The sequence below is a fragment of the Bradyrhizobium iriomotense genome, from assembly GCF_018130765.1.
Taxonomy (GTDB): domain Bacteria; phylum Pseudomonadota; class Alphaproteobacteria; order Rhizobiales; family Xanthobacteraceae; genus Bradyrhizobium; species Bradyrhizobium iriomotense_A.
Map to the genome: position 1 here is coordinate 293789 of NZ_JAFCJZ010000003.1, position 13036 is coordinate 306824.

The window sequence follows — 13036 nt, forward strand, 5'->3', positions numbered from 1 at the left end:
GAAAACGCGGCATTTCGAGGCCGGTGAGGGCCCCCGGCGCGCTAAGGAATGGTTTACCATAGACCAAAGGTCGGCCTGGAATGCGGCGCAGGCCGAGGCGACCGGCAAGGGAGACGCAGCGGATGTCGAGCAGGACCGTCAAACAGCGGGTCGGCCCCGGTATCTACCTGCTTCGCTTCAAGACGCAGTACGAGCTGACGTCGACCTTCCTGCGCGTGCAGGAGCACTACGAGTCCCCCGAATTCCACGGCCGCGTGTTCTCGCTCGAGCAGTACATGGACTGGTACGCCGAGCAAAACGGTAACTTCACCTACTACCAGGACTGGTCCGGCTTCAACGTGCCTTCGACGGCGTTCGCTCCGTTCTACTCCGGGGCGTTCGACCCGCTCTCGCGGAAGGAGAAGAGGCTGCTCGGCATGTTAGCGAGGTTGCGCGGACGCTTCTATGTGATCGGGATCTACCAGGGGGGCGGCAGCACCCTGAGGCACGAGCTCGCGCACGCGCTGTTCTTCACCGATGCCGACTACCGCAAGCAGGTGCGCGAGGCGATGCGCTCCTACGATACGCGCGCGTTGGGGCGGCAGATCGCGAAGGCCGGCTATGCCCAACACGTCATCGAGGACGAGACCCAGGCCTATCTGATCGCGCCGTCGGGCAAGCTCGGCGCGGCATCGAAGGCGCTGCTGCCGCTGCGACGAAAGCTGAGGGCGCTGTTCCGCGAGCACGCGACGAAGCTGTCTGTGCCGGCGAGCTAGGGGAAGCTGGTTCGGATGAATGCGATGGTTCTCGGCTGACGGAAATAATTGCAGTGCCAGACCTCTGAAGAATTGCCGAAATTCTCCACGCCCTGGATGGCGAGCGGGAAGCCCGTCGCTCCGAGGTCCGTCATTGAGGCGGTATCGACCACGAGATCGTTGTCGCCGGGGAATATCTGGTCGGCGGCAAGATCGCCGGCGCGCAGTGCCCTGAAGTTCTTCCAGAACTGCCAGCCGGGATCCTCGGTCTCGAAATTCGACTGGACGACGAAATAGGCCGGCTGCGTCGTGCAGGGACCGAGGCGTAGCAGGTTAAGCTCGTAGTTGTTTTCGATCATGGATTGTCCGAACAGTCCCGGAATCAGGGCGACAAGACCGTCCAGGAGCGGCGTGTTCGCAAGGGTCCCGGTCACGGTCATCACCACCTCGACCAGCTTGCCGGCAACCCACAGGAACGGATTGGCGCCGCCGGCGAGCTGCAATGTCTTCTCGGCGAAGGTTCCGATATTGGAAATCAGACTTAGCGCGTGCTGGAGCTTGTCGGGGGCGGCAAGCGAGGTGCCGTGCAGCGGCGAGCCGGCAAAGACGACGCGTGTCGTGGCGGCGAGCGAGCGGCCGAAGGCCTCGAGCCACCACCGCACGATCAATCCGCCGCGGCTATGGGCGATGACGTCGATCTGTCCCGATGCATCGGCAAATGCGCGTCCGAGCTCGAGCGCATTCAGGACCGGGCTGACGGCAAGGGTCGCATGCTCGAACACGAGGACCCGATCGTACTTTTCGGGGCCGTTCAGGGCCGCGTCGAGAAACGCCTGGCCGTCGGCCGTGGCCTCGAACTCGCCGATCATGTTGACGGCGTTGGAGAAGGTCCCATGGACAAACAACAGGGTACGACCGTTGAAGGGGCCATGGACATCGGCGGGGGCGATGACAAAGCTGGTCGGGCCACCATGCAGTTGCCGTATGTGGGAACGCAGCGACGCATCGATCGCGGAATTGAGACGCATATCGATCGCGCCGATCGCGGCGGCAGCCTTGTTGGGCTTGAGCCTCGGAAACTCCCTGGTCAGGACCACCGTCTGGTCCGGGAGCGGCGGAGGCCCTCCGGCTCGCCGCGCCCGGCGGCGGCGCTGCGGCGCTTCCTCGCGGGCGGGAACGCCGTCATACCAGCGCAGGACGCCGTTTTCCTCGACCAGCGAGGCCGCAAGGATCACGTCGTCGGATGTGTTGGCGGCGCGGCGCCGGCGGCGGCGCAGGCCGGCCACGGAATCCATCCTCTCGTCGTGATCGACATAGAGATGCTCGAACAAGTCGTCGTTGTCCTCGACCGCCTTGATCTGCGACAGAAAACGTCCGGGATCTTCCGCAACAAACTGTGACATGTTCGATGCCGTCATTCGTTGATGATCGGAAGCGGGGTGACGTTCAGGGTTCGCGCGTGCTGGATGTCGAGCAGGCTGTCGAATTCCTTCGGGCTGCGCAGGTTGGCCCGTCCTTCGGTTTGCGCGTCCTTGAAGCCGTAGGCCCCGGTCAGGTAGGTGGCTTCCAGCATGACGAGATCGCCCGACGTCACATAGGCCATGATCTCCGCGTAACTCATCCTGGTGAGCCGCCAGCCGTAGGGATCGACGTAGCACAGGCCCGCATCGCGGGTCGTGGCGTCGCCGACGGTCGGTACCGTGGCGGGCACCTTCGCCACGCCCACGAAGTCGTCATGCGCCTCCTCGGACCTCCAATAGCCTACGAAGGCATGACCGGTGAGCAGAACCACGACCGGGAAGATGCCGACATATTCGAGGCACGAGGCGAGCAGCAGTGCGAGGTCGATGCAGGTGCCGGTGTTGGAGGCGACGATCTCGCTCGGCGTGCGCAGCCGCTGCGTCTGCTCCGAATAGGCCGGAGGAGGGTTGATATATTGGAGGCGATATTCGTTCACGAGCGCGGTCCAGATGGACTGGACCTGGCGATCGACCGCGTGCCGGTCATCCTGTTGATACCCGTCGAACCCCGCGCCGGGATCGTCGAGGATACCGATCAGGTAGCGCCGCGAAGCGTTGATGATCTTCAGGATCGCCGGATCTCTCGGCAGCACGAAGGAGGGCAGCCAGGGATTGTTCTTGGTGTCGTCGAGCCATTCGTCCACGGGGATCAACGTGACGCGTCTCGTGTCCTCGAAAGCCGTCTCTCCCCCGCAGGTCACCTTGACGTAAACGGCGGACTGCACACGTTCGTGCAATGAGCGGCTCAAGCTGGCCGTGAGAGGGATGATCACGTTGGAAGACAGCGGCAGCTGCACTTCCGTCATGACCGGGATCGTGTAGCGGTAGGGGTAGTTCTCGGCGCCGACACAGAGTTCGACTTGAATGTAGATCGCTTCCACCGGCTTCTGGGTCAGCCGTGTCAGCGTCAATTTGTCGAGCAAGGGTCTGTTGTTGTGCAGCAGGGAGTAGTTGATTTCCTCCGCCACTTCCAGGTCGACCTGGATCGGGATCATCTGGCTGCCCTCTTTTTTCGGGGAGACGCCTTCTTGACGGAACGCGATCCCGGTGCCGACTTCCTGATCGACTCGCTGCCGGGCGCGAAGATGCTTCGTCCCATCCAGATCACGATCGACGTGCCATGCACCTTGTCCGAAGGCATCGCCTCCCACGCCTTGAGGAATGCATCCGGGATCGAAAGGGTCAATTTCTCCGTTCCGTGAAACCAGTTCCAGTAGAAGGCCTGGAAGAACAGCTCGGCCACCTCGTCGTCGATCTCGTCGAGAAATCCGAGAGCGACGTGGGCCTTGTTTTTCACCAGTTCGCGCGCGATACGCGCGCCGGAATAATAGAGATTGAGCGTGACGATACGGGGTGGCGTCGGACCCACCAGGATCTTGGCGAGGTCGCCGTAGGGAACGGGCAGCTCGCTCTCATGACCTTCGCGAAGGATCATTCCATCCGGCAGCCGTCCGGTGGAGTCGACGAGCGTGTCGAACAGCGGCTTGTTCTTGTCTTTCATGTCCACATAGAAATCGTCGACGATCCACGCGGCCTGATGGGTATCTATCCCTGTGACGTGGATCGCCTCCCATTTCGAGCCGTGGATTTTCTTGGCGAGCTCGCTTGTCTGCGGCGTGCGGAGGATCGTCCAGTAGTCTTCGTCATCCGGTCGGTTGGGCGCACCGACTGCGACGCTGATGCGGTTTTCCTCGTCCGAGAATTCGTACTTGTCCCTGAAGCGTCCGGGCGCGCTCTCGACGAAGAGGACGCCGGTCGGCGGGTGTGGCCTGACCTGCGCCAGCCCGTTGTCGAACAGGCGGGTGATCAAGGTGCTGTGGTAACGGCCTTCCGCGCGCGTGCCGGCACTGAGCAGGTACTCCCAGGGAATTTCGCAGGCTGCTTCGTGGATCGCGCATGTCCGCGCATCCGAGCGTTCCCAATCATGCACCTCGATCTCGATACGTTCGGCTGTCGCCAGCTCGCGCAAACGCTCGGAGGTCACGCCTACGCTTGCGAGGGCCTTGACGGCGCGCTCGGCGACGGATTTGCGCAATTCGGTATCGGAGGCCCAGCGCGAGCGTGCCCGTAGGAGATAGGTCCACTCTTGCGCTATGCGCGCGAGCAGCTCGGGATGCTTGATGTGTGTGTCTTCGACGCCTGCGGCACGAATGGTGGCGATACGCTTGTCAGGCGGCGAATTGCCGCGCGGACGCGTACTCCCTGATTTCTTGGCCATCGAGCTCCCCCCAACTCCCGGCACACCGAGCACTTTGCTTGTGCTCGGGGTCCCCAAGCTACACGTTTAGATAGCGCGTGTCCGCAAAATAAACCGTGCGTGTGCGCTTTCCCCCGGGCGTTGATGCAACGTTCGAGATTTGGGCCCGCGAGCCGTATCCCGGTAAGCCAGATCCCAGGAGTTTGTTGACGAGACCTAATCATTTGTACATTAGTACAAATGAACCGGCGGCTTTAGCGCCGCTCGGGCGTGCGAGCGCGTTGCGGCCCTGTGCCCGATTGCGCGATCCGGCGAACGGATCGCAAGCCACGCCTTAATGGACAAGCCCTGGAGGAAAGCATGCAGCCCGAACCGATCCTCGATCTCGCCCATCTCGGTCACATGGAACTGCTGACGCCGAAGCCTGACGAGAGCCTGAAATTCTTCGTCGACGTCATGGGCATGACCGTCAGCGGGCAGAAGGGCGAGTCCGTCTACTTGCGCGGCTGGGACGATTACGAGCGCTATTCGCTCAAGCTCACGGCGTCGAAGACGTCAGGCATGGAGCACATGGCGCTGCGTGCGCGCAGCCAGCAGGCGCTGGAACGCCGCGTCGCCGCCCTCAAGGGCTCCGGCTTCGACATCGGCTGGATCGACGGCGACATGGGGCAGGGGCCGACCTTCCGCTGCCGCGACCCTGATGGCCACATCGTCGAGCTCTATTACGAGACCGAATGGTATCAGGCGCCGCCGGAGCTGAAGCCCGCATTGAAGAACCAGGCGCAGCGTTTTCCCGCGCGCGGCGTCAATGTCCGCCGCCTCGATCACCTCAACTGCCTCGCCGTCGACATCAAGGCCAACCGCGAGTTCTTCGAGAATTATCTCGGCTGCCGGCTCACCGAGCAGATCGTGCTCAACGACGGCCGGGAAGCTGCGATGTGGCTGACGATGTCGAACAAGAGCTACGACTTCGCCTATTCGCTGGACCATTCCGGCGTGCCTGGCCGCTTCCACCACGTTACCTACGCGCTCGACAGCCGCGAGGAGATTTTGCGCGCTGCAGATATCTTCCTGGAGAACGGCGTGCATATCGAGACCGGCCCGCACAAGCACGCGATCCAGCAGACCTTCTTCCTCTACGTCTACGAACCCGGCGGCAACCGCGTCGAGGTCGCCAATGCCGGCGCGCGCCTGATCCTCGCGCCTGACTGGAAGCCGATCGTATGGACGGAAGAGGAGCGCAAGAAGGGCCAGGCCTGGGGCCTGAAGACGATCGAGTCCTTCCACACCCACGGCACGCCGCCGGTGGAGGTGAAGCACTCTTAATGTGCTGAGGCGCGCAGGCGTGCGATCGTCTCGCGCACGCCGGTCCAGGCCGGCTTGCCCGGCGCGAACTGGCCGCGCAGGAAAGTGACGAGCTCCTCGATCTGGGTGTCGCTCATGCTGTTCCTGAACGCCGGCATGTAGCCGAGATCGCTGGAGACCGGCTCGGTGATGCCGTGCAGGATCACCTGCACGAGATTGTCCGATGTGGCGCTGTGCAGATTGCTGTTGAGTGCGAGCGAGGGACGGCTGCCGAACAGCGGCAGGCCGCCGACCTCATGGCACACGGCGCAGGCGCCTTGATAGAGGCGCGCGCCGGTGGAGGAGGCGACGGTGACCTGCGTCGCGCTTTCCAGCCGTGCCGCAACCGCGTCCGGCGTCTCGGCTGCGGTGTCGTTGAATGAATTGAGATAGACCGCCATCGCACGGATGTCCTGGTCAGGCAGGGCCTTGAGGTCCCTGACGATTGGTGCCATCGGGCCGGCGGCGACGCCGTGATAGCGCGAATGGCCGGTGCGCAAATAAGCGTAGAGCTCGTCCTCGCTCCACGGGATCGGCGCCTGTGAGAGCGAGGTCAGCGGCGGCGCTTCCCAGCCTTCGGCAAAGCCGCCGGCGAGATAGGCGTTGCGCTGCTCGGCGCCGAGCGCGTTGCGCGGGGAATGGCAGGCGCTGCAATGGCCGAGGCTCTCGACGAGATAGGCGCCGCGATTCCACGCCTCGGATTTGGCGGGGTCGGGCTTGAATTCGCTCGTCTCGTGGAACAGCGCATTCCAGCCCGCAAGCAGCGGACGGAGATTGAACGGGGAGGCGAGCGTGTTCGCGGGCGTCGTCGCGCGCACCGCGGGCTGGGCCATCAGGTAGGCGTAGAGCGCCTGCATGTCGGCGTCGCTGGTCTTGGCGAAATGCGTGAAGGGGAAGGCGGGGTAGAGCTGGCGGCCGTCGCGATGCAGGCCATCGCGCATCGCGCGTTCGAAGGCGGGATAGGACCAGGCGCCGATGCCGGTCTCGACATCGGGCGTGATGTTGGTTGAATAGATCGTGCCGAACGGCGTCTCCAGCGCGCGGCCGCCGGCGTTGAGCGCGCCGTTAAAGCTGGTGTGGCACTCCGCGCAATTGCCCAGCGCCGCAAGCTGCTGGCCGCGCGCGATCGTCGCGGCGGAATAGACTGACGCATCGGGCCGTGCGATCGGCGCAATGGCGCGTCCCGGCAGAAGCGCGGCGCCGACGCCGATAGCTGCGGTGCAGACGGCGGCGATCGTTGCGAAGATGCCGGCGCGCTTGGCGAAGGGATTTTCCCAGACGCGCGACGGAGGCGGGGCTGCGGGCGCGGGCAGGCCCTGCGGTGTCGCCAGTGCCTCGCCGTGCAATCCCCTGAGGATACGTTCGGGCGTGAACGGCGGCTCGCGAAAGCGCACGCCAGTGGCATCGAAGATCGCGTTCGCGATCGCCGCCGCACTCGGCACCGAAGCGGACTCGCCGACGCCGAGCGGCGGCTGGTCCTGCCGCGGCAGCAAGAGCACGTCGATCTTGGGCGCGTCGGGGAAGGGGATGATCGGATAGGCGCCCCATTCGCGCGCCGCCACCGCGCCGCGCTCGAACGAGACCTCCTCCATCAGCGCTCGGCTGGTGGACTGGATGACATTGCCGTGGATCTGGTGGCGGACGCCGTCCGGATTGATCATCAGGCCGGAGTCCTGGCCGGCGACAACGCGCGTCACGCTGACATCGCCGGTCGACTTGTTCACCGCGACGTCTGTGACCCACGCCGACCACGCCGCGCCAAAGCCCGGAAACTTGCTGTGGACGTAGAGTGCATAGGCAAAGCCGCGCCCGTGCACGATGTCGCCATCCTTCTCCTCGCGGCCCGGGCGCGGCGTCCAGCCCGCGCGCTCGGCGACCGCATTGACGAGATCGACGGCGCGCTGGTCTTTCAGATAGCGCAGGCGATATTCGATCGGGTCGACGCCGGCCTCGGTCGCGGCCTCGTCGATATAGGATTCATGCGCAAACGTGTTCGGCAGCGCCGAGACGCCGCGAAACCAGGAGGCGCGCACGATCGGCGCCATGTCGTGGGCAACGACACGCATATGATCGTAATCGTAAGGCGGGATCGCGGTGCGATCGCCCATCTGCAGCACGGCGGGATCGGGTGAGATGCGACCGGTCAGCAGCAGCGCCAGCGTCGGGGCGGCGTTCGAGGGATAGCGCGTGGCGAGATCGTAGGCGGCGATGCCGCCGTTGGCATCGAGCCCGCCATTGACGTCGATGAGCTGCGCGGTGCCCTTGGGCTCCCAGGCATGCTCCTGCTCGCGCGTCAATTGCACGCGCACGGGCCGGCCGACCGCGCGCGACAGCAGCAGGGCATCCGCGGTGACGTCGTCGGCGCAATTGCGGCCGTAGCAGCCGGCGGCCTCCAGCCGGATGACCTCGATCTCGCTCTCGGGACGCTCGATCAGCAGCGCCAGATCGCTGCGCAGCACATGCGGATTCTGCGTGCCGGACCAGACGCGGATATTGCCGTCCTGGAAATCGGCGACCGCGCATGAGGGGCCGATCGAGGCGTGCATCTGATACGGCCAGACGTAGGTGCGCTGCATTGGCCTGGCCGCGCCGGCAATGGCAGCATCGACGTTGCCCTTGTCGATCAGCGTGCGCGGCGTCGACGGATTGGCGCGCAGCGCGGTCTCGACATCTGAGAGGTCGGTGAGGGAGGGCGTTGGCTTCCAGCTCAGCTTGAGCTGTTCGGCGGCGCGAATCGCATTCTCTTCGCGCTCGGCAACGACACCGACGAAATCGCCGATGTGCACGACGGCGATGATGCCGGGGATGTCGCGCACCGAGGATTCATCGACCGCGAGCAGGCTGGTGCCGACGAACGGGCCGGCATCGACGCCGGCATAGGGCGGGCGCACCACGCGGCCGTGCAGCATGCCCGGCAGGCGGATGTCATGCACGAAGGTCAATTCGCCCGTGGCCTTGGCCGGCAGGTCGACGCGCGGGACGGAGTGGCCGACGATGGCGTAATCGCCGACGGGCTTCACAGTGACGTCGTCTTCGAGCTCGAGCCGGATCTCGTCGCCGCCGATCAGCTCGCCATAGCTGACGCTGCGGTTGTCGTGGCCGCGCACGAGGCCGTCTTCGATCTTGAGGTCGGCGGCCGGCAGCTCCAGCCGTTCGGCCGCGCGTGCGATCAGGAAATGACGCGCTTGCGCTGCGGCTTTGCGTAAGGGAACGGCGGTGATCTGGATGGTCTCGCTGGCGATCGTCGCGCCCTGGTTCGGCACCACCGACGTGTCGCCGAGCACGACGACGACGCGCGCAAAGGAGACGTCGAGCTCTTCGGCGACGATCTGGCCGAGTGCGGTGCGGATGCCGGTGCCGAGATCGACATGGCCGTTATAGGCGGTGACGGAGCCGTCCGCGGTGATGCGGACGAAGGTCTCGGATGTGACCTCGTCCACGCTGCGGGCGACGACGAGCGAACCCGATGGGCGCTCAACTCCGTTCGAAACAGGGGAGGCCATCAATCTGCGGCCTCGGCGAGTTGACCTGATGCGCGCATCACGGCGCGCAGGATCTCGACATGCGTGCCGCAGCGGCAGAGATTGTAGCGCAGCGCCGCCAGCGCCTCCTGCTCGGTCGGATGCGGGTTCTGAGCGAGCAGCGCCTTGGTGGTCATGATCATGCCGTTGAGGCAGTAGCCGCATTGCGCGGCCTGCTCGTCGACGAAGGCCTGCTGCACCACATCGGGCTTGTCACGCGTGCCGAGGCCTTCGAGCGTCACGATGTCGCGCCCGGCGCAGCCGCCGATCGGAATCACGCAGGAGCGCGCCGCGGCGCCGTCGATCAGGACAGTACAGGTGCCGCATTCGCCGAGACCGCAGCCGTATTTCGGGCCGTTGAGCGCGAGATCGTTGCGCAGCACATAGAGCAGCGGCGTCTGGCGCTCTGCAGCGACCTCGTGGATCCTGCCGTTTACGGTGAGGCGGATCGGTGTCTGCGTCATCCCTGGTCCCAAGCCCAACACTATGCAGTCGTAAAAATTCTACGTCGCGACGATACCGTTTGTACACAAACGTGCAAGCCGTGCATGTCGCACTGCAGCGCGACTGCCTTCTTTGTGGACAGAGCCGATAGGCAAATGAGGTTTTATGCGGCAGCGACATCTTTTGCGCTGCACCGCAGCTTGACAGGCCTAGGGGACCACGCGCAACATCGTTCGTATACGAATGATAACGATGTCTCCGCTGGCTATGGCTTGGTGATGGAAACTACGAGCGCTGCCACCGACAAGATCCGCTGCGATGCCTGTCCGGTGATGTGCTACATCAAGCCGGGCGCGGCGGGCGCCTGCGACCGCTATGCCAACCACGACGGCAAGCTCGTCCGCGTCGATCCGCATGTGATCCTGGAGCGCACCGTCTCGCATGGCGGCAAGCTCGTTCCGTTCAGCCGCACGGAAGACTGGGACGGCAAGATCGTGCACGAGCCTTCAACCTTTGTGACGGCGATCGGCGCGGGTACGACCTATCCCGACTACAAGCCGGCGCCGTTCATCGTCTCCGCGGAGGTCGACGGCGTCGACATGGTGACCGTGGTCACCGAGGGCATCTTCTCCTATTGCGGCATCAAGGTGAAGATCGATACCGACCGCTATCTCGGCCCGGAGACCGCGACTGTGCGCGCCCAGGGCGAAGCGGTCGGCCACGTCACCACCAGCGAGTACGGCTCGCAGATGCTGTCGCTCGGCGGCGTGCATCATCTCACCGGCGGCTCCAAGAAGGAGGGCCGCGTCACCTGCGACACGCTGATGGACCTCGCCAACTGCAAGGCGGTGGAGCTCACCATCGACGGCGGCGCCACGGTAGTGGTGCAGGCCGGCCAGCCGCCGATCGTCAACGGCGCGAAAGAAGAGCGCATGCGCGTCGGCTGCGGCTCGGCGACGATCGGCATGTTCGCCAAGCAATGGCACGGCAAGGTCGACGAGGTCGTCGTGGTCGACGACCACATCACCGGCGTCCTTTCGGAGCATCAGGCCGGCAAGCTGCTCGACATCGCCGACACCGGCATCAAGATGAAAGGCCGCCGCTCGACGCCCGGCCGCTATTTCCAGGTCGCCGATCCCGGCACCGGCTGGGGCGGTACCAACATTTCCGATCCGCTGTCGATCCTCGGCCCCTTCGACAAGAAGGAGGCGAAGGCCGGGTTGACCATGCTGATGGTGTCCACGACCGGCGAGCATTCGTCCTATTACGTGCTCGACGAGGCCTTGACTCCGGTCGAGACCGAGATGCCGGCCGACCTCAAATTTTCGGTCGAGCGCATCCAGGAGAATTGCGAGCCGGCGCTGTGCACGGTGCTGTTCATGGCAGGTGCCGGCGGCTCGCTGCGCGCCGGCGTCACCGACAATCCGGTGCGGCTGACGCGCTCGGTGAAGGACGCGCTGACGCGGGTCACCAGCGGCGGCGCGCCGGTCTATGTCTGGCCCGGCGGCGGCATCACCTACATGGTCGACGTGACGCAGATGCCTTCAGGCGCGTTCGGCTACGTGCCGACGCCGGCGCTGGTCGCGCCGATCGAGTTCACGATGAAGCTCTCCGACTACGCCGCACTCGGCGGACACATGGATTATGTGAAGCCGCTCTCCGAGGTGCAGAACGGTGACGATGTCCGCCAGTTGCCCTGGCAGAACCCGATCCCGGGACCTCGGGCATGACACGGCTCCCGCAAATCGCCTTGCTGTCTGATGGCCGGCGGCTGCATTTGCAGGATGGACCGATTGATCTGATCGTGGAGGCGAGGGGGCGCGCGGGCGCAGTGCGTGCGGCTTATGAGGCGGCAGCGCAGCGCTTTACGGGACTTCTCGACGAGCTTTGCGCGGAACTGCCGCAATTGCGCGCGGCGGCCGCCAGGCGGACTTCGTTGAATGGTGTGGTGGCGCGGCGGATGCACGCGGCTGTCGCGCCTTATGCCGACGATTGCTTCATTACGCCCATGGCCGCAGTCGCAGGCAGCGTGGCGGAGGAGATTCTCGGCGCGATGCTGCGCATGGGTGCGCTCGATCAGGCCTACGTCAACAATGGTGGCGATATCGCGCTTCATCTTGGCGAGGGCGGGCATTTCTCGGTCGGCCTGATGGATCGGCCCGATCGCGAGGGCGTGATGCGAGCCATGAGGATCGACGCGAACGATCCCGTGCGCGGGATTGCGACCAGCGGGCGTCACGGCCGCAGCTTCTCGCTCGGGATCGCCGATGCGGTGACGGTGCTGGCGGCAACGGCATCGCAGGCCGATGCGGCCGCAACTGTCATCGCCAATGCCGTCGATCTGCCCGGGCATCCCGCCATCACCCGGATGCCTGCGAACGAAATTCAGCCCGATAGCGATCTCGGCGCGCGCCTCGTGACCAGCGATGTCGGTGAATTGTTGCAAAATGAGATCGCGGCCGCGCTGGAATCTGGCGCGGAATGTGCACGGCAATTGTTCGATCGCGGCTTGATCGAGGGTGCCGTGCTGCAGCTCAGTGGTGATATGCTTGTCATCGGACCGAAAGATATTGAACGGCAACGATCGCGTCCGCTTGCGCTGGAGAACGCGGTTCATGCCTGAACAGGAAGCGACTTGAGGAAACAATCATGAGCGCGATCATCCGCAAGATCGTCACCGTCGTCGAAGAGACGCAGATGGAGATGGGCCGCCAGGTCTCGCCGCCGACCCGGCGTGCTGCCGCGATTGCCGTGATCGAAAATCCCTTTGCCGGAAAATATGTCGAGGATCTCTCGCCGCTGATCGCGATCGGCGAGGAGCTCGGCGAGCTCCTGTCGAAGCGCGCGGTGGCGGCGCTCGGCATCGAGGGCGCGAAGGCCCAGAGTTATGGCAAGGCCGCAGCCGTCGGCGAGAACGGTGAGCTCGAGCATGCCGCCGCCATCCTTCACCCCAAGATGGGCGCGCCGGTGCGTAAAGTTCTGGGCAAGGGCGCGGCGCTGATCCCGTCGTCGAAGAAGCGCAGCGGGCCGGGCACCACACTCGATATTCCGCTCGGGCACAAGGACGCCGCCTTCGTGCGCAGCCATTTCGACGGCATGGAGGTGCAGATCAACGACGCGCCGCGCGCCAATGAGATCATGGTTGCGGTCGCCGTCACCGACAGCGGCCGTCCGCTGCCGCGCGTGGGCGGGCTGACGGTTGCGGAAGTCAAGGGCGAAGACGGGTTGCGATAGGGTTTGAACCGGGGAGGCGGGCACAGCTTCCCCGACAAGATC

General features: G+C 64.8%; 10 protein-coding genes. 5 read left to right on the forward strand and 5 right to left on the reverse strand.

The annotated features are described in order from the left end of the window. The first annotated feature begins 122 nt into the window (after positions 1-122). On the forward strand, positions 123-755 hold the full coding sequence (locus JQ635_RS07610; protein ID WP_211409246.1) for an ABC transporter ATP-binding protein: 633 nt from the start codon (positions 123-125) through the stop codon (positions 753-755). Here the strand turns inward: JQ635_RS07610 and JQ635_RS07615 are convergent. Genes JQ635_RS07615 through JQ635_RS07625 form a run of 3 tightly spaced genes read right to left on the reverse strand, consistent with a single transcriptional unit; the run spans position 752 to position 4472 of the window. Further along, the gene (locus JQ635_RS07615; RefSeq protein WP_246583356.1) at positions 752-2137 is read right to left on the reverse strand and encodes an esterase/lipase family protein; all 1386 of its coding nucleotides are present in this window, start codon (positions 2135-2137) and stop codon (positions 752-754) included. The genes JQ635_RS07610 and JQ635_RS07615 overlap by 4 nt on opposite strands. A gap of 11 nt (positions 2138-2148) precedes the next feature. After that, positions 2149-3249 (reverse strand): hypothetical protein, encoded by a 1101-nt coding sequence (locus JQ635_RS07620; protein ID WP_211409248.1) that lies wholly within the window; start codon positions 3247-3249, stop codon positions 2149-2151. Continuing rightward, positions 3246-4472 (reverse strand): hypothetical protein, encoded by a 1227-nt coding sequence (locus JQ635_RS07625; protein WP_211409249.1) that lies wholly within the window; start codon positions 4470-4472, stop codon positions 3246-3248. Before JQ635_RS07625 ends, JQ635_RS07620 begins: the two co-directional genes overlap by 4 nt. 339 nt (positions 4473-4811) lie before the next feature. Between JQ635_RS07625 and JQ635_RS07630 the strand changes: the two genes are divergently transcribed. Next, positions 4812-5777, forward strand: coding sequence for a catechol 2,3-dioxygenase (locus tag JQ635_RS07630; protein WP_211409250.1), 966 nt, complete (start codon positions 4812-4814; stop codon positions 5775-5777). Here JQ635_RS07630 and JQ635_RS07635 read toward each other — a convergent pair. Next, positions 5774-9298, reverse strand: coding sequence for a molybdopterin cofactor-binding domain-containing protein (locus JQ635_RS07635; RefSeq protein ID WP_211409251.1), 3525 nt, complete (start codon positions 9296-9298; stop codon positions 5774-5776). The two genes, JQ635_RS07630 and JQ635_RS07635, sit on opposite strands and share 4 nt — an antisense overlap. Continuing rightward, positions 9298-9780: a (2Fe-2S)-binding protein gene (locus JQ635_RS07640; RefSeq protein ID WP_211409252.1), complete on the reverse strand. Its 483-nt coding sequence runs from the start codon at positions 9778-9780 to the stop codon at positions 9298-9300. The genes JQ635_RS07635 and JQ635_RS07640 overlap by 1 nt, the downstream gene beginning before the upstream one ends. 252 nt (positions 9781-10032) lie before the next feature. Here JQ635_RS07640 and JQ635_RS07645 point away from each other — a divergent pair, with 252 nt between their 5' ends. The 3 genes from JQ635_RS07645 to JQ635_RS07655 are packed head-to-tail and all read left to right on the forward strand — an operon-like array spanning position 10033 to position 12994. Beyond that, positions 10033-11490 (forward strand): 6-hydroxynicotinate reductase, encoded by a 1458-nt coding sequence (locus JQ635_RS07645; protein ID WP_211409253.1) that lies wholly within the window; start codon positions 10033-10035, stop codon positions 11488-11490. Next, complete coding sequence (locus JQ635_RS07650; protein ID WP_211409254.1) at positions 11487-12383, forward strand: UPF0280 family protein; 897 nt, start codon at positions 11487-11489, stop codon at positions 12381-12383. Before JQ635_RS07645 ends, JQ635_RS07650 begins: the two co-directional genes overlap by 4 nt. 26 nt (positions 12384-12409) lie before the next feature. Further along, positions 12410-12994: an amino acid synthesis family protein gene (locus JQ635_RS07655; RefSeq protein ID WP_018645575.1), complete on the forward strand. Its 585-nt coding sequence runs from the start codon at positions 12410-12412 to the stop codon at positions 12992-12994. Positions 12995-13036 lie beyond the last annotated feature (42 nt).